The organism is Methyloceanibacter sp. (assembly GCF_035650995.1).
GTDB lineage: Bacteria > Pseudomonadota > Alphaproteobacteria > Rhizobiales > Methyloligellaceae > Methyloceanibacter.
Genome location: NZ_DASRGO010000064.1, coordinates 1 through 19276, shown reverse-complemented (window position 1 = coordinate 19276; position 19276 = coordinate 1). Strand labels below are relative to the sequence as shown.

The window sequence follows — 19276 nt, the reverse complement described above, 5'->3', positions numbered from 1 at the left end:
AAGAGCTTCATCGACGGCGACGACACGCCATGGTCGAAGGCCTTTCTCGCCGCCGCCTATGCCTCGCGCGGCATCAAGATGCGCTGCACGTCCGGCGCCGGGTCGGAACTGCTCATGGGCTTCCACGAAAAGAAATCGCTGCTCTATCTCGAGGCCCGCTGCCTCTGCCTCCAGCGCGCCATGGGCGTCCAGGGCACGCAGAACGGCGGCATCGATGGTGCGCCCATCACCTGTACCGTCCCCGGCGGAATGCGCGAGCTGATGGCGGAGAATCTGATCGCTGTCTGGCTTGATCTCGAATGCGCCTCGGGCAACGATGCGCGCGCGACCGAATCCGAGATCCGCGTCGGAGCCAAGATCATGCCCTTCCTCATCGCCGGCTCGGATCTCATCTGCTCGGGCTTCGGCTCGATTCTGAAATACGACAATTCGTTCAACGCCTCGCTTCTGAACGGCGAGGAGCTCGAGGACTACCTCGTGCTCCAGCGCGATTTCGAAGCCGACGGCGGCCTCACGCCCGTCGAGGAGACACGCGTCCTTGCGCTGCGGACGCGCGCAGTCGAAGCGATCAGCGCCGTGCTCGAGGAACTTGGCCTCGGACGACCCACCGAGGACATGAAGATGAGCGTCGTCGCCGCGTCGGGGTCGGACGAAACCCGCAGCTATTTGCCCCGCGACGTCGCACTGATCAGCGAGAGCATCAAGGAGCGGGGCATCACCGTCGTCGATGTGATCAAGGCGCTCGCCAAGCGCGGCTTCACCGAGGAGGCGGAGAATCTCTTGAAGCTCGTGCGCTTGCGCGTCTCCGGGGATTATCTCCAGACCTCTGCGGTGGTCCGCGACGGCCGCGTGCTTAGCGCCATCAACGATCCCAACGACTATCTGGGGCCGGGGACCGGATACCGCGTCAGCGATGCCCGCCGCGAGGAGATCGTGGCGATCCGCGACGTGCTCACGCGCGAGGAGGTGCTTCGAGCCGAGGGCGTCCACAAGGCTGCGGAGGCGAAGCGCATCGCCTACCGCACCATGGGCCCTGCCGCCCCAGGCAGCGATCCGCGTGAGGTCGTGATCGGGGTAAGCCCCGCCTTCGGCATCAAGCTGTTCCAGACCGTCGCCGGCCACCCTTTGTCGGCGATCCTGCGCGAATTGATCGGCGGCATCACAGAAGGGGGCGCGAAGGCTCGAGTCGTGCGCATGAGACATACGGCCGACACGTCGTTCCTCGGCCTCAGCGCCGCTCGTCTCGCGGGCTCCGGCGTCGGCATCGGCATTCAAGCCAAGGGCACAGCGGTCATCCACCAGAAGGACCGCCTGCCGCACAACAATCTCGAGTTGTTCTCGAACTCCCCGATTACCAGGCTCGAGCACTACCGGCGGATGGGAGCGAACGCCGCAGCTTACGCGCTGGGACAAATGCCCGAGCCGGTTGTCGTGCCGACCCGAGGCGAGGCCATGGGGTCGCGCTATCACGCCCGCGTGGCCTTGATCTACGCCATCGAAACCGAAATGACGTCCGAGGGCACCGCCCCCGAGGACATCGAGGTCACCTTCCTGGAGGGCGCCGCATGAGCAAGGAGCATCTGTCGGTCGCCGACTATCCGCTGGCGGAGAAGCGCCCGGAAATCGTGCGCGGGAAGCAAGGCAAGCAGCTCGACGAGATCACGCTCGAAGCCCTGCTCGAGGACCGTGTCACGCTCGAGGACCTGCGCATCACGTCTGCCGCGCTGCGCCAGCAGGCCGAGATCGCAGAGAGCGCGGGACGCAGCACTCTGGCGGCGAACTTCGAACGCGCCGCCGAGCTCGTCGATGTGCCGCAGGACACGATTATGCGTATTTACGAGTTGTTGCGTCCCGGCCGCGCCCAATCGCCGAAGGAGCTTCTTGCGGCGGCGAGAGAGCTGCGCGAGCAGCATGGCGCAGAGCGCATGGCGGCGTTCGTGGAGGAGGCCGCCGAGGTTTACGAGCGGCGCGGCCTCTTCAAGAAGCGATTTTGACCCCGCCGCTACCAGACCTCACCTCCCAACGGCATGGTCAGTAGATGTCACGCGATGACACTGTGGCGGTGATCGGCGCCGGCGTGATCGGCTCGGCCGTCGCCTATGCTTTCGCCCGCGAAGGCAGAACCGTATTGCTCCTCGACCGCGCCGAGCCTGGGACCGGAGGAGCGAGCTTCGGCAATGCCGGGCATATCGCAACCGAACTGCTCGAGCCCTTGCCGTCCTGGAGTCTCTTGTTCGGCTTCTGGCGCGAGCTGTCGGCCTTCGGCGGCGCGCTCGACATTCCGCCGCACCGGGCGCTCCAGTTCCTCCCCTGGGCGTTGCGATTCGCAAGCGCGGCGCGGCATCGTGAGCGGAATACGCATCACTTGGCGCCGCTGGTTAAGCCTGCCGTTGAGCGCATGGCGCATTGGCTTGCCGAAATTGGCCGGCCTGAGTTGCTGCGACGGAATGGTCACCTTCAAGTCTGGTTCGGCCCGCGCTCCAACAAGCGGGCGGCAGCGGACGCGCTTGCCATGGAACGCTTAGGAATTCGGACGGAAGCGGCCCCCAACGACATTTTGCAGGCCATCGCCCGTCAACGGATGGGACGTCGCGAAGAGACGCAGGTTGCGGGATTGTGGTTCCCCGGCACCGCACACGTGGTCGATCCTCTTAAGGTCGTGCAAAGCTTCGCCGGCGCCGCCTTGCAGCGAAGCGCGGCTTTCGAACGCGCCGAGGTCCGGGCCATCGAGCCGCTCGGGGGACGGGTCGTCTTGCACACCGACGCCAAGACGGTGACCGTCGCCGCAGCCGTCGTGTGTACTGGTGCGTGGGCCGCGAACCTGCTCGAGCCGCTCGGCTTGCGCGTGCCGATGGAAAGTGCGCGCGGCTATCACGTCGAGCTGAAGGATCATCGGCCACTCAGCGACAAGCCGATCCTTTATGCCGACGCGCGCATCTACGTCACGCCGATGGACGGGCGCTTGCGCGCCACGAGTTTCATGGAGTTTGCCGGACGTGACGCTCCACCCGATCCGCGAAAGCCGGCGCTATTGCGCAAGCGCCTAAGTGCCCTCGGCTACGATTGCGGCGACAGCGGCCCGGGCTGGATGGGGCCGCGCCCGGTGCTTCCCGATTACCTCCCGGGCATCGGGAGGCTTGAACGCAGCTCGGTTTTCTATGCCGTGGGGCACCAGCACATCGGCCTCACCCTCGCGCCGGTGACCGGGGAGCTGGTCTCCGACCTCGTTGCCGGCCGCGAGCCGAGGCTCGATATCTCCGCTTTCGACCTGCGGCGCTTCTGAGTATCTGGACTTGGCCTGCCGACTGCAGAAGGTCACACGGCAGTAAAGCAGTTGTCGACGAAGAGATGTGCGCCGTTGACGAAGCTCGCCTCGTCGCTCGCCAGAAACAGCGCCGCGCGCGCCACCTCCTCCGGCTCGCAGATGCGGCCCTGCTGAACGGCAAGTGCGGCATCCGACATGTCGACGCCGAGCTTGTTAAGCGCGGCGACCTCGCGCAGACCATGCGGCGTGCGCACGAACCCCGGACAGACGGCGTTGCAGCGGATGTTCTTGTCACGATACTCGACGGCGATCGAGCGCGCGAACATGTGGCAGGCGCCCTTGGAGGTGTTGTACACGACCTCCATCGGCGTAGCAGCAATGGCCGAGATCGACGACGTGCACACGATCGACCCTCCGCCAGCCGCGATCATTCCCGGCAGCACGGCTTTGGTCATCAGGAACATGCTGGTGACGTTGACGGCCATCAGCCATTCCCATTCGGCGAGCGTCGTCTCGAGGAACGGCTTGATGATGATCGAGCCGGCGTGATTGAAGAGCACATTGGGCGCGCCGAACGCCGCCGTGATCGCGGCGACCGCTGCGTTGACATCCCCCTCCTTCGCCACGTCGGCATAGGCGAACATCGCCGTGCCGCCCGCTTTCTCGATCTCCGCCACCACGGCGCGACCCGCCTCTTCGTTGCGGTCGACGATGCCGACCTTCGCCCCTTCGGCCGCGAACAGCTTCGACGACGCGCCTCCCATGCCGGTGGCGCCTCCCGAGATCAACGCGATTTTTCCTGCCAATCTGCCGGGCATGGTCGAGTCATCCTCCCTCAAAGACCCCGATTATAGAGACGGGAAAATAGCAAGCGAAGCATCCTCGTCCACTGCGGGAAGGGTATGGGGCGTGTCGATGCAGCGGACCCTTCTTGCCCCCTAATTCGGGGTCACTACAGTTTTGGCGTCAAGTGAAGTTCCAGCCTGCACATAATCCACTTTTCATCAGACCCCCATTTTGCCGCGCCTCCCGGCGAATATGCCTTTTACCAGGCTCCTGCTATGCTTGCGGTCAGGTGGGACGTTAGGACGATCGGCGCGTGGACAAGCAGTCTTCCCTTGCGGAACGGCAGCCCGGCAACGCTCAGGGCTTTGTCGCCTTTATCAGCCATGCCAGAGCCGACCAAAAGCGCGCGCAGGAGATTGCGGCCTCGCTGGAGGAGCGGGGCCTCAAATGCTGGATCGCGCCGCGCGACGTAAGGCCCGGCCAAAGTTACGGCGACGAGATCATCCGCGGTATCGAGAAGTCGCGCTGCTTCATCCTCGTCCTCTCGAAAGCGAGTAACGAGTCGCCTTTCGTTGCGCGCGAGGTCGAGCGTGCGGTCAGCAAGAGGAAATCGGTCTTTCCCATCCGCGTCGAGGATGTAGAGCCGTCGTCCGCGCTCGAGCTGTTCGTTTCGAGCACGCAGTGGATCGACGCCTTCTCCGGTGACGGCTCCGAGATCGACCGCTTGGCGCATCTGCTCGCTGGGGAAGAGGGGCACGGGGGCGTCCCAGCCGACAGTGCACCTCGGCCCGCCCCGCCCGCACGCTCGCGCGGATGGATCAGACCCGCGCTTTTGGGAATCGCCGTGTTGCTCGGCGGACTGATCGGCGCATTTCTCTGGGACACGTACCGTAAGACGCCGGAGAGCCAGCCGCCTCCCGCGTCGGCCCCCTTGGCAAGCGAGCTCAAGCCTGCCCAGGCTCCCCAACCCGCGTCCGCCGCCGCCCCTCCTGCACCGGGATCGGCACCGGCCGAGCAGAGGCTCGTAACGCCCACGGCCGCTCCCTCCGATCTCCCGCCTCCACACGCTCCCAATGAAGATTGCAGCCGCTCGGGCGATACGACTCTGTGCACAAGCTCCGCGCTTGCTCCGGCCCAAGGCAACACCTACGGACCGCGCAATCTCGTTGACGGCGACGACAAGACGGCATGGGTGGAAGGAAGCAACGGCCAGGGTCTCGGCGAATTCGTCGTGCTCGAATTCGACGCGCCGCGCACGGTCCGCGGGCTCACCATCCGCAACGGCTACGACAAGTCGGCCGACCTCTTTGCCAAGAACAGCCGGGTGAAGGACGTCGAGCTTCGCTTCTCCTCGGGCGCGAGCGTCGCGGCGACGTTGAGCGACCAGCCGGGCCCGCAACACCTTGCGCTGAGCCAGCCGATAGAAGCCAAATGGGTCGAGCTCGTCATCCGCTCGGTCTATCCCGGCTCGAAATACGCCGACACCGCCATCAACGAGATCAGTGTCGACACGGAATGACTGGACGACCCATTCTTTGCGTCGCGAGTTTGACGTGCCGAAGCCATCCTGTTGGGGTAGACTTCCAGCACGGCTTTTGATCGTGCGATTGCTATTGGGGGGACTTAGCCATGCGATTTGCGTCTGGATTTCGAGCTGCTTTCGTAGCCCTGCTCGCCCTGGCGAGCGTGAGCCTTGCGCCGGTCGCCAAGGCCGATTCCGGGCAAATCTGGCTTTGGGAGCTTAAGGGAGGCTGGTTCATCGGCGGCTCGGCCGGCGGAGGTACGCTCCTCTTCCACGGGCGCCGCTACCCGCTGTCGGTCGGCGGGGTGAGCGCAGGTCTCGTCTTCGGCGGCTCGGAGACAAGGCTCTATGGCACCGTGACCAATATCAGCCGGCCCTCTGACGTTGCGGGCGTCTACGGAGCTGCGGGCGCGGGCGTGGCCATCGGCGTCGGTGCACGCGTAATCGTGCTGAAGAATGACAAGGGCGCCGTGCTCAGGTTGTCCGGTCGGCAGATCGGTCTGCTCGCCAATGCCGATGTGAGCGGATTGGTAATCGGCCTGAAGTAGCACGGACTCCGCAACGCGCGCTTTTGGCCCGCATACCAGGGCAAGGATGGCGCTTGGAGTGGGACTAAAGCTGGCCGCTGCCGATCATCACGCCGAGCCAGGCGAGGCAAATGCCTCCGACGATAAGGATGAGCTCGACAAGCTGATGGCGCTTGAGGAAGCGCCAGACGGCGCTCTTCCGGCGAGGCTCGAAGACGTGGTCGCGGCGAGGCTGCCGCTCTGCGACTAGGGTCATGGCATCGGCTTGCGGGAAAGGCGTCGGCCAGAAAGGCCGCGACGCTAGCGCGAAGAGGAAAACAAATCGTTCACGCCAGCCTTAGTTGCCGAAAAAGTTCTGCATCAGCTGGCGCGCGGCCGCCTCCGGCGCGAGAGCGGGGTCCTGCTGCAGCTCGGACTGAGAATTGGCCGCAGCCTTCTTCTTGTTCTTCTTCGCGGCCGAGATGGCGTCATCGTTCGCGGTGCCCTGCTGTTTCGCCTTCGCTTTCGGCTTCTGCTCTTGAGCCGCCGCCGGCTGCTGGTCGTCGGCTTGTGTCTGCTCGGCTGGCCGATCGGGAGCCAGCGCCGCAGGCGCCTGTCCGCCGGCCCCTTGCTGTTCGCCACCAATAAGCGCGCCAAGGCCCATGATCGCGCCCTGCTGCAGCGCGTTCTTGTCGAGTTTGCCGTTCTGAATGATCCCGCCGGCGATGCTTCCCGTTTCGCCGAGCGCCCCGCCTTTCAGCCCCGCCAGTCCGCCGGAGAGCTTGTTGAGCTGCTCGTAGGCCGCCTGCGGGTTCTGCAGGATGCCTTCGATATCGGGATAGATCGAGGGCTTGGCCCAGGGGCCGGCGACGATGACCGGCACGCCGAGCCCGGCGAGGTCGGCCTTGCCGCCCTGCCCTTCGAGGCTCGCCACGACCAGCGGCTCGACGCGGAGCTTGAGCGCCTTGGCCGGAAGATCGACGGTGCCGGCGCCCGTCATGCGCACGAGCGGGCCCTGAAGGTGCAGGTCGGTGGTCTGGGCCTGGCCCTTGGCGATCTTGAAGCTTGCGCCGAGCGCCGCGAAATCGGTCTTCTCCGCCGCGCTCTCCTGCCAGCCCGAGAGAATGCCGGTCGAGAGGTTGCGGACCGCTTTGGCGATGTTGATGCCGTGGATTGCGCCGTCGGTAAATTCTATCTTCGCTGTACCGGACAGCGTCTCGACCATCGCCTTCTGGCTGGCACCGATCATAGTCAGGTCGAGCGCGATCGCAGCCGTGCCATCGATGTTTTCGAACGATGCCGTCTCCTTGAGGAACGAATAACCATCGAGATTGGCGAGCGAAACACGGATGGCCGCTGCGGGAACCTTGCCGCTCGCATCGACGGCAAGAGCAGCCGAGCCCGCGCCGTCATAGAGCTTGAGCGTCGGCACCTGTGCGCTGAGCTTGCCGCCGGCGATCGTCGCCTGAATGGTGACCGGCCCCGCCTTGATCTGCTGATAGACGAAACGCTGCGCCGATAGTGCGAGCCGCGCATTGACGGAGCGAAGCGCCGAGAAATCGATCTTTTGGTCGCTCCAACCCGAATCGCCTCCGTTTCCGCCCGAAGCGGACGCGGTCGAGGCGCCGTCCTGCCTTCCGAGCAGCGCGTCGAGATCGAGGGTCTGGGCGGCAAGCGAAGCCGTAACCGAGGGTATCTCGCCGGAAAGGTCCGCCGACACCGAGCCCGCGAGCGCGGCGTCGCCAATCTTCGCGGTCATCGACTTGATCGCGATCGTCTTGCCGCTGTAGGTCGCCGTCCCATCAAACGCGAACCCCTTGGCGACATAGCCAGGCGCTTCCCCTGAGAGGGAGAGCGGCGTCGGCGTACCGTCGAGCAGCGCGCCAAGACTCGCGATTTTGCCCGCGACGTGAAGCCTCTGCCCGTCGAGCACGGCCTCGGCATCGAACACCGAGGGATCGGCCATCGAGGGAAGCGAGGCTTCAAAATCGAGCGCCGTGATCTTCTTGCCCGGCTTGTTGCCGGACGGCGGCAAAACGATCGTGCCGTTCTCGATCGCAAGCTTGTCGAGGCTGAGACTGCGCAGAGAGGTCGAGCCTTGGCTCTCCGAGCCCTCGCCTGCGCCTTTGCCGCCCGGCTTCGTTTGCGGCACCGTGATGATCGGGTTGATCAAGGTGATCTCGGTGATCTTGATCTTGCCGCCGAGAAGCTCTCTCAGCGCGAGATCGAACTTGAGCCTCTTCGCCGTCGCGATCTCCGCGGCGCCCCCCGATGAGGCCTGAGCGACACCCACGTCCTCCGCCACCAGGTCGAGCGAGGGGAACGCCGAGAGATGCACCGGACCGTCCACTCTCAGTCGATAGCCGGTCACCGACTCGACCTGCGCAAGGATCTTGTCACGCACGTCGTCGGGCGAAATGAGCAGCGGACCGATAAAGAAGGCAATCGCGCCGAGGACGGCGATGATCGCAAGGCCAATGAGCGTGAGCCGCATCCGACCCTCCAACGCAGAACGACAAGCGGGAGCTCGCGTTGGTTAACGAATACGCACCAATTCCTAAAAGAAGAGATAAAGCCGCGTGATCTTTCGGCCTTTGCCCGCGGTCTTCCGCCGCCTTGCTACGAGGGCTCTTTCCTTCAGCTGAGTGGAATTGGGTCAACGGCCGGGCGCGTAGTTCTCAGGTCCATAGCCGGCACAGGAGCCTTTGAGCCTGTTGTCGTAGCCAAGCACCTGACAAACATAGACCTTCTTCAATGGATCGCGATGGATCTCTGTCGCAGTGACCTTCCAACCGTAAGCCTGCGCGACGCGTGCGATCTGCTCCTCCTCGCAATAGGGGGTGGCGATCAGGCCGTAGGGGCCAACCTGGAAATTGCCCTGGCATTGGATGCGCGCTTCCGCCGGCGTGGACGCCGCAATCGCGAGCAGCCCAACGGCAGCAAGACTTGGAATGATCATACGCATGGCCGCCTCCTTTGACGATGCGTTTGCGCGGGACCCTAGCAGAGAATGGCAGGCGGGGATATGGGTGGGCGCTCACAGCTTCGCGATCAGGCCTTCAGCGCTTCGCTCGCCGGCACATAGGGAAGGCGAAGCGCCTCCGCCACGGCCTTATGCGTCACCATGCCGTCGTGGATATTGAGGCCGTCGCGGAGATGGGGATAAGCCCATAGCGCGCGTGCCGCGCCCTTGTCGGCGATGATCAGCACCCAAGGCGCCGTCACGTTGCTGAGCGCGAAGGTCGAGGTGCGCGCCACCGCTCCCGGCATGTTGGTAACGCAGTAGTGCACCACCTCGTCGACGACATAGGTCGGATGAGAATGCGTGGTCGGGCGCGAGGTCTCGGCCATCCCGCCTTGATCGATCGAGACGTCGACGATCACCGACCCGGGCTTCATCGCCTTCACCGTTTCCGCCGAGACGAGCTTGGGCGCGGCGGCGCCCGGCACGAGCACCGCGCCAATGACGAGATCGGCGCGGCGGCACAAGGTTTCGACCGTCTGCCTGGCCGAGAACACGGTGCGGAGCCGCGAACCGAAGCGCGCACCGGCCTGGCGAAGCTGTTCCATGTTCTCTCCCGCCATGATCACGTCGGCGCCGAGCCCGATCGCGATCAGAGCGGCGTTGGTCGCGACTGTCCCGCTGCCGAGGATGAGGACGTCTCCCGGAGGCACGCCCGGCACGCCGCCGAGCAACACCCCGCGCCCTCCGGTCACCTTCTCGAGGCAATGGGCCCCGACTTGCGGCGCCATGCGGCCCGCCACTTCCGACATCGGCACGAGAAGCGGCAGCGTCCCGCCCGGGCCCGTCACCGTTTCGTAAGCGATCGCGGTGACGCCGGTGGCGATCAGATCTTCGGCCTGCTTAGGGTCGGCGGCGAGGTGCAGGTAGGTGAGAAGCGTCTGTCCGCGCTTGAGCTTCTTGCGCTCGTGCACCAGCGGCTCCTTGACCTTGACGATCAACTCGGCGCGCTCGAACACCCGATCGGCGCCGTCCAGAAGCTCGGCGCCCGCTTCTTCATAGGCGGCATCGGCAAGTCCGGCACCTATCCCCGCTCCCCTCTGGACCAGAACCCGGTGGCCGCGGCGCACGAGTTCGGCCGCCGTCGCGGGAATGACGCTGACGCGATATTCGTGGTCCTTCGATTCTTTGGGAACCCCGACGATCATGACGCCCTCCCCAGCAAGGTGAGACCCATGCCTATAGCATGGCTCTCACCGTTGCTTGAGAGGCGTCCGCCGAGCGGCGTGCGGCTCTATTGCTGCGGCGGCGCGCACTCTCCGTTGCCGAGGCGCGGACTTCCATCCGGACAGGGCGCTTGCTTATGAGGCTTCTTGAGGGGCCCTGCTTCACCCAGCATGGGTCGCGGAGCATCCTTATTCGCCTGCGGCGGCGGCGCGCCTTCCTCGGACGGAGGTGCTGGCGGAGGAGCCGTTTCCTCCGCAGGCGGCCTCCCCTTCTTGTGCTTGAGCGTTTGCTCTCCGTCAGGCGGAGGCGGCCCTGATCCCTCGTCGGCCGGTGGCGGCGGAGCGCCCTCACCGGCTGGCGCAACCTTCTTGTGGTTCTTGCGGGCAAGGCCCTCCGCTGGAGGTGGCGGGGGCACCTCACCCGCAGAGGGGGGCGGAGGCGGTGTTGCCCCTTCGCCAGGCGGTGGCAGCGGAGTTCCCTCCTCAGGGGGTGGCGCGACCTTTTTCTTAGGGTGCGGTGCGGTCTCCTCCGCTGGCGGCGGCAGGGTCTCTTCGCCGGAAGGGACAACCTTCTTCTTCGCCTTCGGCACAACCTCTTCGCCTGCCGGGGGCGGCGGTGGCGGCTCCTCTGCGGCCGGCGGCGGGGCGGCTTCCTCTGCCGGTGGTGCAACCTTCTTCTTCTGAAGCTTTGGCGCACCCTCCTCACCCGGCGGCGGCGGCACCTCCTCTCCCGCTGGCGGTGGCGGCGCGGCTTCCTCTGTCGGCGCAGCTTTCTTGTGAGGCTTTGGCGTAGCCTCTTCTCCCGCCGGGGGCGGCGGCGCAGCTTCCCCGGCTGGCGGCGGCGTTCCCTCGGCAGGAGGCGGCGATAAGGTTTTTTCCTTTTCTTCTTCCTTGCCCTTTATCTCCTCCCCATTCGCCTTGGGCGCCGTTGTTGTCTCCCCCGCGCCGGGCGGGGGCGTTCCCTGCTCGCCCGCGGCCGGTGCTCCTTCCTTGCCCGACGGAGGTACTGCGGTCTCGCCGGCCGGGGCGGCTTCCTTCGCTGGCGGTGGAGGGGGTGGTGGTGCTGCCTGCTCGGCAGCGGGCTTTGTCTCCTTAGCCGGAGGCGGTGGGGCCGGAGGCGTGGCTTGGGTGGCCTCCGGCGTCTTGATCTCGGGCGGGAGCAGCATTGTATCCGTCGCAGGCCCCCCGCCCGCCTGGTCCTTCGTCTTGCTCTCGGCGGCGACCTCCTCGATCTTCTTCGGCTTGGGCGGCGCCGCGACAGCAGGCTTTTGATCGGGCTTGGGCTGGAAGACCTCGACCGATGCGCCCTGGACCTTGCCCGATTGAGCGGCGTCATTGGTCTCTTCGACCTTGTGCACGACGACCTTCTCTTTCGTCTTCTGTTCGACGAATTGCAGATTGACCACGTTGTTGACGACCGTGGTGTTGCTGACGACGACGTTTCCAAGCGGCTGCGTCCGCTCGAGCACAGGCCTGATCCGCGCCGGGTCGCGCACGATCCTGCGCGGCAAGTCTTGCGCCAGGAACTGATCGGAGGGCACCGCCTGCCAGTAATACGAGGGCACGTCGCCCACCGAGACATCGATGCTCACGCCTTCGTCGTAGGACGGGGGCAGCGGCGCCCAGGCGAGATAATCGTCGGACTGACGCCATGACACCCAGGCCGGTGCCCAGCGGCTTCCCGGCACCCAGAACCAGCCGATGCGCTTCGAGAACCCCCAGCGGCCGTAATGGTAGGTCGCCCAGCCGAACGGCTCGTTTGAGGCCCACATCCAGCCGTAGCGGTCGGTATACACCCAGCGGCCGTTGGAGTAGGGCCGCCAAGAGCGATCGGTATCGCCCGGCACGAAGACGTATTGCCCTTCGAGCCACGTCCATTGCCCATAGGGCGCAAGCCGGTCGTAGAAGACGCCACGGTCGATCCATCCCTCCTGCCGCGGGGCAACCCAGCGCGCGCGTTCGGCATAGAACGGCCGATTACGATAATAAGCATCCCAATAGGTGCCGACGTCGAAGGTGACGACGGGAAAGCCGAGCTGCGGCGCGTAATCGCGCAAGGGGTAGTAGTAGCCCTGATACCAGCCGGCGAGATAGATCGAACGCATCCAGCCGCGGTTACCCTCGAAGAAGACATCGCACCAGCCATAGTCAGCGAGGCAGCCGAGGATCGCGATCCACGCGCGATTGGGCACAGTCACGATTACCGGATAATCGGTGCCCGGCCCGGCGCGGAGATTGACGTTGGTAATGGGATAGCCGTTGGGGCGTGGCGGAGCGGCCACCGCGGATGGCGGGGACGCCACCAGGAGCGCAAATGCAAACAATGAAACCGCGGCCCTAGCGCGGCTTGGCCCTATCGAGGCAAAACTCATGATTCCAATTTCCCGTGTTTACACCCTGCCACCCGATCGTGTCCAAAAGCTGTGCTTTTCTAGGCTTTTGCCTCCGTCTGGACTTGGCCCGCGCCAAAGGCTAACAAGCGGGGTTTCAAGCCGCCGTCTGCTTAACGCAAAGTCCAAGCCGTCTGTTCAGCCCCGCAACTTACCTTCAACCACCATCACACGATGAAACCGCCAGAGTTGGCCGACATTCGAGTTGGCATTATCGGCCTCGGCTATGTCGGCATGCCGCTCGCCGTCTATCTCGCGCGCCATTTCCCGGTGGTCGGCTTCGATATCGATGCCACCCGCGTCGACGAGCTTGCGCGAGGGCTCGATCGCACGCGCGAGGTAACCGACGAGGAGTTCGCGGCGGCCAAGCATCTCACCTACTCGGCCGATGCCGAACGCCTGCGCGCAGCGAACTTCTACATCGTCACGGTGCCGACGCCCGTTGATCGAGCGAAGCGGCCGGACCTCGGGGCGCTCGTCGCCGCGAGCCGCACCGTCGGCAAGGTGCTCTCCCCCGGCGACGTCGTGGTCTACGAATCGACCGTCTATCCCGGCGCCACCGAGGAGGTCTGCGTGCCCGAGCTCGAGAAGGAGTCGGGCCTCGTCTTCAATCGCGATTTCTTTGCCGGCTACTCGCCCGAGCGCATCAACCCCGGCGACAAAACCCATCGCCTCCCGGATATCGTCAAGGTCACTTCGGGCTCCACGCCGGAGGCGGCCGATCTCGTCAACGCCGTCTACGCCAAGGTGATCACCGCCGGCACCCACCGCGCAAGCTCGATTCGCGTCGCCGAGGCCGCCAAGGTGATCGAGAACATCCAGCGCGACGTGAACATCGCGCTCATCAACGAGCTCGCCATGCTGTTCAAGGAGCTCGGGCTGGAGACACGTGAAGTGCTCGAAGCCGCCGGCACCAAGTGGAACTTCCAGCCCTTCCGCCCCGGCCTGGTCGGCGGCCACTGCATCGGCGTCGATCCCTATTATCTCACGCACAAGGCCGAGGAGATCGGCTTCCATCCGCAGATGATCCTGGCCGGGCGCCGCATCAACGACGGCATGGCCGCCTTCGTCGCCAACGATGTGATCAAGACCATGTTGAAGCGCAAGCAGTCGATTGACCGCGCTCGCGTGCTGGTGATGGGGTTCACCTTCAAGGAGAACGTGCCCGACACGCGCAATACCAAGGTGGTCGATCTCGTGCGCACGCTGCGCGATTTCGCGTCCGAAGTCGTGATTTACGACCCCATGGCCGACCGCGCGCTCGCCAAGCACGAATACGGCCTCGACATCGTGAACGAGCTGCCTAAGGGGCCGTTTGACGCCGTGATCCTTGCCGTCAAGCACGATCCGATCGCGAGGCTCGGCGAGGCGGGCATCAAGGCTTTGCTCGCTCCGGGCGGCCTCATCTACGACCTCAAGGGCATCCTGCCCCCGTCGGCGAGCCACGCCCGGATTTGACGTTGCGGGCGAGGCGGTTGGGCGCGAGCCGCTCGCCATCATCGGTGGAGTAGGGCGGGTAGGGTTTCGAAGCCCGCAATGCATTTTCGGTAAAACAACCCCATGCAAAGTAGGACGCCCCGATTCCAGCTCGAGCACGCCTCGCCAGGTCGCCCCACCGCCGCCAAGGAAGGACGGTCAAGGTTAATTGCCGACCTCAGAGCGCCCGCTTGCGTCGCCGCCGGTCCAGTGCGATAAGCACCCAGTTGATTTCGTTGCGTAAATCCCGAACCGCTTCCGTGGTTGACTACGACGTCCCGGGCCCGAGCGACACAATTAATGGTCGCGCTTCAATGCGATCGGTCGCCGATGCGGTCGCCGCCCTTCGCGCGGCTGGGCGCTTTGGCCCGTTTTCCCTGGCGCAAATTCGAACTTTCCCCCTCAGGCTGCCGAGCGGGGTGGTGAGGTCCCTCGTACTGGTTGTTGCTGAGCCGCGCGATGGTGAGCGGGGCTGCGCTGTGGCGCTCCCGTCATCGGCGTCGTTCACCGGGAGGCGGATCGGTGGCGGTCTCGAGGAATTCGAGGTCTCCCATCTCGATCGCGCCTGGGTGGATGATAATATCATCGTCGAACTCACGGACGGGACCCGGCTTCAGGCCGTCAATGTCGTCCCGACCCCGATCTGCCGAAAGCTGACGGAGATTCAAAAGCGCATCGTTTACTGGACGATCAAGCTCATCGGCGCCGAAGACCACTGCTATCGCCAGCGCGATATCATCGATGGTTTTGAGTTCTGTTATGAGCCCCCATCCCCGGACCTGCGAACCCTCGATTACGCCAAGCTCTACGGCTTGAATCTTCCCTCGCTAAAAAAGATCGCCTGGTACATCGCCAAGCAGGACCCGACGCTGAAAAACTTGTCTCACAAAACCATCGCGACTGCGCTGTCGAATTGCGGGATGCGCCGGCCACGTTCCGGCCGCCTGGCTCGTTGAGCGCGTCTTGCGGCGCCACATCTTCGCCAAAATTTAAGTCGCGAGCCAACTTTTCCCTCACGTTCGGAAGTCGTCGTAATCCTCCGTAGAGGTTCACTACGAACCATTTTGCGTAAAGGATCACGATCATGATGAAACAGAAGAACCTACCTACAAAGCAGAAGACCTCGACGCCCGCAAAACCAAAAGCGCCCACCTTTGACGCTGCAAACCGTAGCGCCCTCGCGGCAGCGCATTGCGTGCTCACGGCACCGTATCAATACATGAAGGAGGATGCAGTGCGCGAAGCGGCAACTAAGGGCTCGCACGACCTCTACCAGGCCCTGGGTCCGAAAAGCGCTCTTGAATCGGTATTGTCGGGCCTTATCGTCGGTGTCTCCAATGCGACTCACGAGTGCTTGTCGCTAGCCGCCCGCATTCCGCCTCACGAAATACAGCATCGCGATGTCAACCTCCGTCACGCCCTCAAGGGCGCGGCGGTCGTAACCCAACTCATCGAGGCGCTCGAACGCGTACGCGGCAATCGTCCGGCCAATGTGAACGTGGGCCAGGTCAAGGTCGAATCCGGCGCTCAGGCCATCGTCGGCACGGTCGTCTCGCGCAAATCGGGCCAAGACACCGAAGCGCCGCCCAACAACAAGGAGCCCGCAGAGGCTCCGAAAGAAAAAGTCGGAAGAAAGAGAGGCTGACGCGAATGTTGGCAAGCCATAAGCGTAACACCGCGCCCATGCTTGCGAGTCCACGCTGCGGTGCCAAAACGCGGTCGGGAAACCCCTGTCGTGCACCGGCTGTCTCGGGACGAGAGCGCTGCCGGATGCACGGCGGGGCGTACGGATCAGGGGCGCCACCAGGAAACAAGAATGCACTAAAGCACGGCACCTACACCAAAGAGGCGCGTGAGCGACGAGGCCGGTTGCGCGAGCTGATGCGCCAAGCGCAGAAATTGCTCCGCGAGTTGGGCCGATAGGGGTCAAGGTGAGAGATTGCCGACAAACTCTATTAACAACCCATCCAACATTGGGCGCCTTGACGAAATAGCCACATGTGGCTACATACCGCCCGATGAAAACCGTGTCGATCCGTGACGCCAAAAATCGCCTGCTCCAACTTGCCCGCGAGGTCGAGCAGGGCGAGACGATCATCGTGACCCGCAATGGACGTCCGGTCTTCGATTTGGTGCCCCACCAGCGTCCCACGGGCCTCCGCCTCGAGGCCATCGATGAATTCAAACAGAGGCATGCGATCGAGACCATTGTAGCCTACATCGCCGACGATTTCGACGAGCCGCTGCCGGAGGATTTCCTGCTCCGACCGCTGTCGCCCAAGCAATGAGGCTGCTGCTCGACACTCACGTGCTACTTGCCTTGATCGAGCGCGGTACGGCCGACTTGCCGGCCAACGTTGCGGCGCTGCTTCAGGATCCGGAAAACGAGCACCATCTGAGTGCGGCGAGCCTTTGGGAGACCGCGATCAAATGGCGCTTGGGGAAGCTCAAGCTGACACCAAGCTTGACCTCCCTGCCTGAGTTGTTGATTGGGCTCGGCATCAAGATCATTGCCATCAACGAGCATCACGCGCTCGCCAGCCCCGAACCCGAGCCTGTGACCCGCGATCCATTTGACCGGATGCTTCTCGCGCAATGTCAGGTCGAAAATCTGAAACTGGTGACGATGGATCGCGCTCTCCTTGACCATCCCTTAGTTGCACCAACGCCGCGAAGAGTTCCGTGAATTCTAAGACCGGACGGGGGGCTGCCCGAAGGGCCCGGTCCCCGACGGCGGAAAGCCGTCGCGCAGAACCATCCCTCCCGGCGCATTGAAGAACTGGGCCTGAGCTCGTCCTTGCTATCGCTTACCGCCTTTGTTGGGCTTGGCGCCGGCGTGCTTGAGCCGTACCCCGGGGCCCTTCGTCTCATCCGCCGGGATGAACTCCACGCCCGCCCCTTCGAGCGCCGTTTGGAGTTTCCAGAGAACCTCGGCAGATCCACGAATATCTTCGGTGGCCTCAAGCCGTTTTATGGTCGTTGCGCTTACCGCTGCCAATTCGGATGCCTGAGCCTGGCTCAAATCCAACAGGGCCCGGGCCGCCCTGATCTGCGCAGCGTTAATCATTCTTCGCGCTTGACTTTTTTGGTCTTAAATGGTCTATTTTAGACCATAACAGACCATAAAAGGTAATCTGCATGGCCGGGCCATCGTTGAGCCTTGAAACTGCCAAGTACCAGCTCCTCAAACAACGGCTCCTCTCTGAGTACCCAGAGGCGGATGACGAGACGCTTCGGGACACCCTCGAGGGAATCACCGACCTCCACGAGATGATAGCCGCGGTGATCCGCTCGGCGCTAGTCGACGAAGCGCTGCAAACGGGCTTGCGCACACGTTTGGAGGAGATGCGCCGGCGCCTCGAGCGGCTCGAAGCCCGGAGCGCCAAGAAGCGGGAGCTCGCGCTTGAGGCGCTGGCCGAGTCGGGTCTCAAGCGGCTGGAGCAGCCCGACTTTACCGCCTTCACCCGCGCCGGGCTGCCCGGCGTAATTATCGTCTCGGAAGAGGCGATCCCGGTGGCCTATTGGATACGGCAGCCGCCCAAGCTCGACCGCCAAGCCCTTTTGAGCGACCTCAAACGTGGCGGGGCAATTCCGGGGGCGCAACTTTCCAACCCGAAGCTCGTACTCAGTGTGAGGACTAAGTGATGGCGTTCACCGATACCCAGACACGCCAGCTCAAGGCGAAGCTCGATGAGAAACATGTCAAGACCCGAAAGGTCGACGGGACCACGCTCCATTACGTGGAGGGTTGGCACGCCATCGCCGAGGCTAATCGCATCTTCGGCTATGATGCTTGGGATCGACGCACGCTTAGCGCGCGATGCGTTTGGGCGAGCAATGGCGGCTCGCGGTTCCAGGCCGTCTATGTCGCCAAAGTGCGCATCCGCGTGCGCGCCGGCGACATCACTATCACCCGCGACGGCTCGGGAACCGGCGAAGGAACTGCCCCGACTGTCGGCCAAGCCCACGACATCGCCCTGAAGTCAGCCGAGACCGATGCCACCAAGCGGGCGCTCACCACCTTTGGCAACCCCTTCGGGCTTGCACTCTATGATGCGGAGCAAAGCGGCGTTCGGCGGCGCGCGCCGCAAGGCGGGGAGGTCACGTCCTGGACGCTCTATGCAGGGGCGGAAAAGACATTCGCATCGCCGAGCGATTTTGCCCACGCCCTCAAGAGCGAGCTCACCCAGGCCCCCGACATCGAGCGGCTATTCGCGTTATGGGAGCGCAATGTCGCCGCGGTGCGGAGCCTGCACCGTTCCGGCAAGAGCGGGCCCCATCTGGCGAAGGACCTCGTCGAGCATTTCAAGGCTTGCGCCCGGTCACATGCCAAAAGTCCCGAGACCTTTACTGACGGAAGCGATGCCTCAGGCGGAGCGAAGATCGACAAGAGCGTGCTTGCCATTGGCGAGCCGAAGCGCTTTCGCTCGAAGGAACATCTGCGTTACGTGGCGAGCCAACCCTGCCTCGTCTGCGGCCGCACTCCTGCCCATGCTCATCACCTCCGGTTCGCGCAGCCCAAAGGTCTTGCCCTCAAAGTAAGTGATGAGTTCACGGTGCCGCTTTGCGCGACCCACCACTCAGAAAATCACACGACCGGCGACGAATTGAAGTGGTGGCAGGACCACAAGATCGAGCCGCTCTCGATCGCGCAACGGCTCTGGCAAGAGTTTAGAGAGCTCAATCGCAAGGGACTTGGCAGCGGCGGGGTGACCGGGGCCAATTGATTGGCGAGGCCCAAGCCCCGTCGAGGAAGGATCGACAAGTTATGTCACGTCTAGAGCGAAGTAGTTTTATCGCCACCCAGGATCTTGGTGTTCCTATAGCCACGCTTTGAAAGCCGACATGCCCAAGTCAGGGAAATCCGCCCTCGCCCCGCTAATCTCGGGGTCTGCACCGTATCACCTGCACGACATGGGCGACGCTAATGAAAGCGATCCCATAGAGATCACGATGCGGCGCGCGGCAGTTCCGCATTGTCCGCGACCACTGTCGCAAGCGCGCGCCCCCCTATTGCATAAGTTGCCGTCGAAGGCGCGAGAAGTGCCGTTTACTCTAACGACACACGGCGGTGACAGCTTTGAAAGAGCTTCGCGCGCGATCGTCCGAAGCGTATCGATTCTTGGTCTCGCTCAGGTAAGAA

At 64.0% G+C, this 19276-nt stretch carries 20 protein-coding genes; 14 read left to right on the top strand and 6 right to left on the bottom strand.

The genetic code is table 11. From position 1 onward, the window contains the following. The 3 genes from VFB18_RS05500 to VFB18_RS05490 form a co-directional block, all read left to right on the top strand. A partial coding sequence (locus tag VFB18_RS05500; RefSeq protein WP_324971967.1) for a propanediol/glycerol family dehydratase large subunit occupies positions 1–1569 on the top strand: 1569 nt, incomplete at its 5' end. Beyond that, on the top strand, positions 1566–1994 hold the full coding sequence (locus tag VFB18_RS05495) for a diol dehydratase small subunit (RefSeq protein ID WP_324971965.1): 429 nt from the start codon (positions 1566–1568) through the stop codon (positions 1992–1994). The genes VFB18_RS05500 and VFB18_RS05495, both read left to right, overlap by 4 nt. Positions 1995–2038: 44 nt before the next feature. Next, positions 2039–3283 carry an FAD-dependent oxidoreductase gene (locus VFB18_RS05490; RefSeq protein ID WP_324971962.1) on the top strand — a complete coding sequence of 415 codons (1245 nt, stop codon included), beginning with the start codon at positions 2039–2041 and terminating at the stop codon, positions 3281–3283. Positions 3284–3315: 32 nt separating this feature from the next. On the opposite strand, the gene VFB18_RS05485 is transcribed toward VFB18_RS05490, so the two are convergent. Then, positions 3316–4083: an SDR family oxidoreductase gene (locus VFB18_RS05485; RefSeq protein ID WP_324971959.1), complete on the bottom strand. Its 768-nt coding sequence runs from the start codon at positions 4081–4083 to the stop codon at positions 3316–3318. Between the two features lie 281 nt (positions 4084–4364). Between VFB18_RS05485 and VFB18_RS05480 the strand changes: the two genes are divergently transcribed. The 3 genes from VFB18_RS05480 to VFB18_RS05470 all read left to right on the top strand — a co-directional run bounded on the left by VFB18_RS05480 (position 4365) and on the right by VFB18_RS05470 (position 6350). Beyond that, complete coding sequence (locus VFB18_RS05480) at positions 4365–5570, top strand: NADase-type glycan-binding domain-containing protein (protein ID WP_324971956.1); 1206 nt, start codon at positions 4365–4367, stop codon at positions 5568–5570. 110 nt (positions 5571–5680) lie between these two features. Then, positions 5681–6121 (top strand): hypothetical protein, encoded by a 441-nt coding sequence (locus VFB18_RS05475; RefSeq protein WP_324971953.1) that lies wholly within the window; start codon positions 5681–5683, stop codon positions 6119–6121. A gap of 58 nt (positions 6122–6179) precedes the next feature. Continuing rightward, positions 6180–6350, top strand: a complete 171-nt coding sequence (locus VFB18_RS05470; protein WP_324971949.1) for a hypothetical protein — start codon at positions 6180–6182, stop codon at positions 6348–6350. Between the two features lie 87 nt (positions 6351–6437). Here the strand turns inward: VFB18_RS05470 and VFB18_RS05465 are convergent, their stop codons facing one another. The 4 genes from VFB18_RS05465 to VFB18_RS05450 all read right to left on the bottom strand — a co-directional run bounded on the left by VFB18_RS05465 (position 6438) and on the right by VFB18_RS05450 (position 12570). Further along, positions 6438–8573, bottom strand: a complete 2136-nt coding sequence (locus tag VFB18_RS05465) for an AsmA family protein (protein WP_324971946.1) — start codon at positions 8571–8573, stop codon at positions 6438–6440. Positions 8574–8735: 162 nt separating this feature from the next. Continuing rightward, positions 8736–9044 (bottom strand): hypothetical protein, encoded by a 309-nt coding sequence (locus VFB18_RS05460; RefSeq protein ID WP_324971943.1) that lies wholly within the window; start codon positions 9042–9044, stop codon positions 8736–8738. An 86-nt stretch (positions 9045–9130) separates the two neighbouring features. Next, positions 9131–10249: an alanine dehydrogenase gene (gene ald / locus VFB18_RS05455; RefSeq protein ID WP_324971940.1), complete on the bottom strand. Its 1119-nt coding sequence runs from the start codon at positions 10247–10249 to the stop codon at positions 9131–9133. Positions 10250–10335: 86 nt separating this feature from the next. Beyond that, on the bottom strand, positions 10336–12570 hold the full coding sequence (locus VFB18_RS05450) for a DUF6600 domain-containing protein (RefSeq protein WP_324971938.1): 2235 nt from the start codon (positions 12568–12570) through the stop codon (positions 10336–10338). 261 nt (positions 12571–12831) lie between these two features. On the opposite strand from VFB18_RS05450, the gene VFB18_RS05445 reads away from it, so the two are divergent. From VFB18_RS05445 to VFB18_RS05420, 6 genes are all read left to right on the top strand, one after another. Beyond that, positions 12832–14115, top strand: a complete 1284-nt coding sequence (locus VFB18_RS05445) for a nucleotide sugar dehydrogenase (protein ID WP_324971934.1) — start codon at positions 12832–12834, stop codon at positions 14113–14115. Between the two features lie 332 nt (positions 14116–14447). Further along, positions 14448–15089 carry a hypothetical protein gene (locus VFB18_RS05440; RefSeq protein ID WP_324971931.1) on the top strand — a complete coding sequence of 214 codons (642 nt, stop codon included), beginning with the start codon at positions 14448–14450 and terminating at the stop codon, positions 15087–15089. Between the two features lie 128 nt (positions 15090–15217). Next, positions 15218–15778, top strand: coding sequence for a hypothetical protein (locus VFB18_RS05435; RefSeq protein ID WP_324971928.1), 561 nt, complete (start codon positions 15218–15220; stop codon positions 15776–15778). A gap of 5 nt (positions 15779–15783) precedes the next feature. Then, positions 15784–16056: an HGGxSTG domain-containing protein gene (locus VFB18_RS05430; RefSeq protein WP_324971926.1), complete on the top strand. Its 273-nt coding sequence runs from the start codon at positions 15784–15786 to the stop codon at positions 16054–16056. Between the two features lie 95 nt (positions 16057–16151). Continuing rightward, positions 16152–16421 (top strand): type II toxin-antitoxin system prevent-host-death family antitoxin, encoded by a 270-nt coding sequence (locus VFB18_RS05425; protein WP_324971923.1) that lies wholly within the window; start codon positions 16152–16154, stop codon positions 16419–16421. Then, positions 16418–16819, top strand: coding sequence for a type II toxin-antitoxin system VapC family toxin (locus VFB18_RS05420; RefSeq protein WP_324971919.1), 402 nt, complete (start codon positions 16418–16420; stop codon positions 16817–16819). Before VFB18_RS05425 ends, VFB18_RS05420 begins: the two co-directional genes overlap by 4 nt. 114 nt (positions 16820–16933) lie before the next feature. Here the strand turns inward: VFB18_RS05420 and VFB18_RS05415 are convergent, their stop codons facing one another. Then, the gene (locus tag VFB18_RS05415) at positions 16934–17200 is read right to left on the bottom strand and encodes a helix-turn-helix transcriptional regulator (protein WP_324971916.1); all 267 of its coding nucleotides are present in this window, start codon (positions 17198–17200) and stop codon (positions 16934–16936) included. 71 nt (positions 17201–17271) lie between these two features. Here VFB18_RS05415 and VFB18_RS05410 point away from each other — a divergent pair, with 71 nt between their 5' ends. Continuing rightward, positions 17272–17778: a siphovirus Gp157 family protein gene (locus VFB18_RS05410; protein WP_324971912.1), complete on the top strand. Its 507-nt coding sequence runs from the start codon at positions 17272–17274 to the stop codon at positions 17776–17778. Beyond that, the gene (locus VFB18_RS05405) at positions 17778–18860 is read left to right on the top strand and encodes a Rad52/Rad22 family DNA repair protein (protein WP_324971909.1); all 1083 of its coding nucleotides are present in this window, start codon (positions 17778–17780) and stop codon (positions 18858–18860) included. The genes VFB18_RS05410 and VFB18_RS05405 overlap by 1 nt, the downstream gene beginning before the upstream one ends. Positions 18861–19276 lie beyond the last annotated feature (416 nt).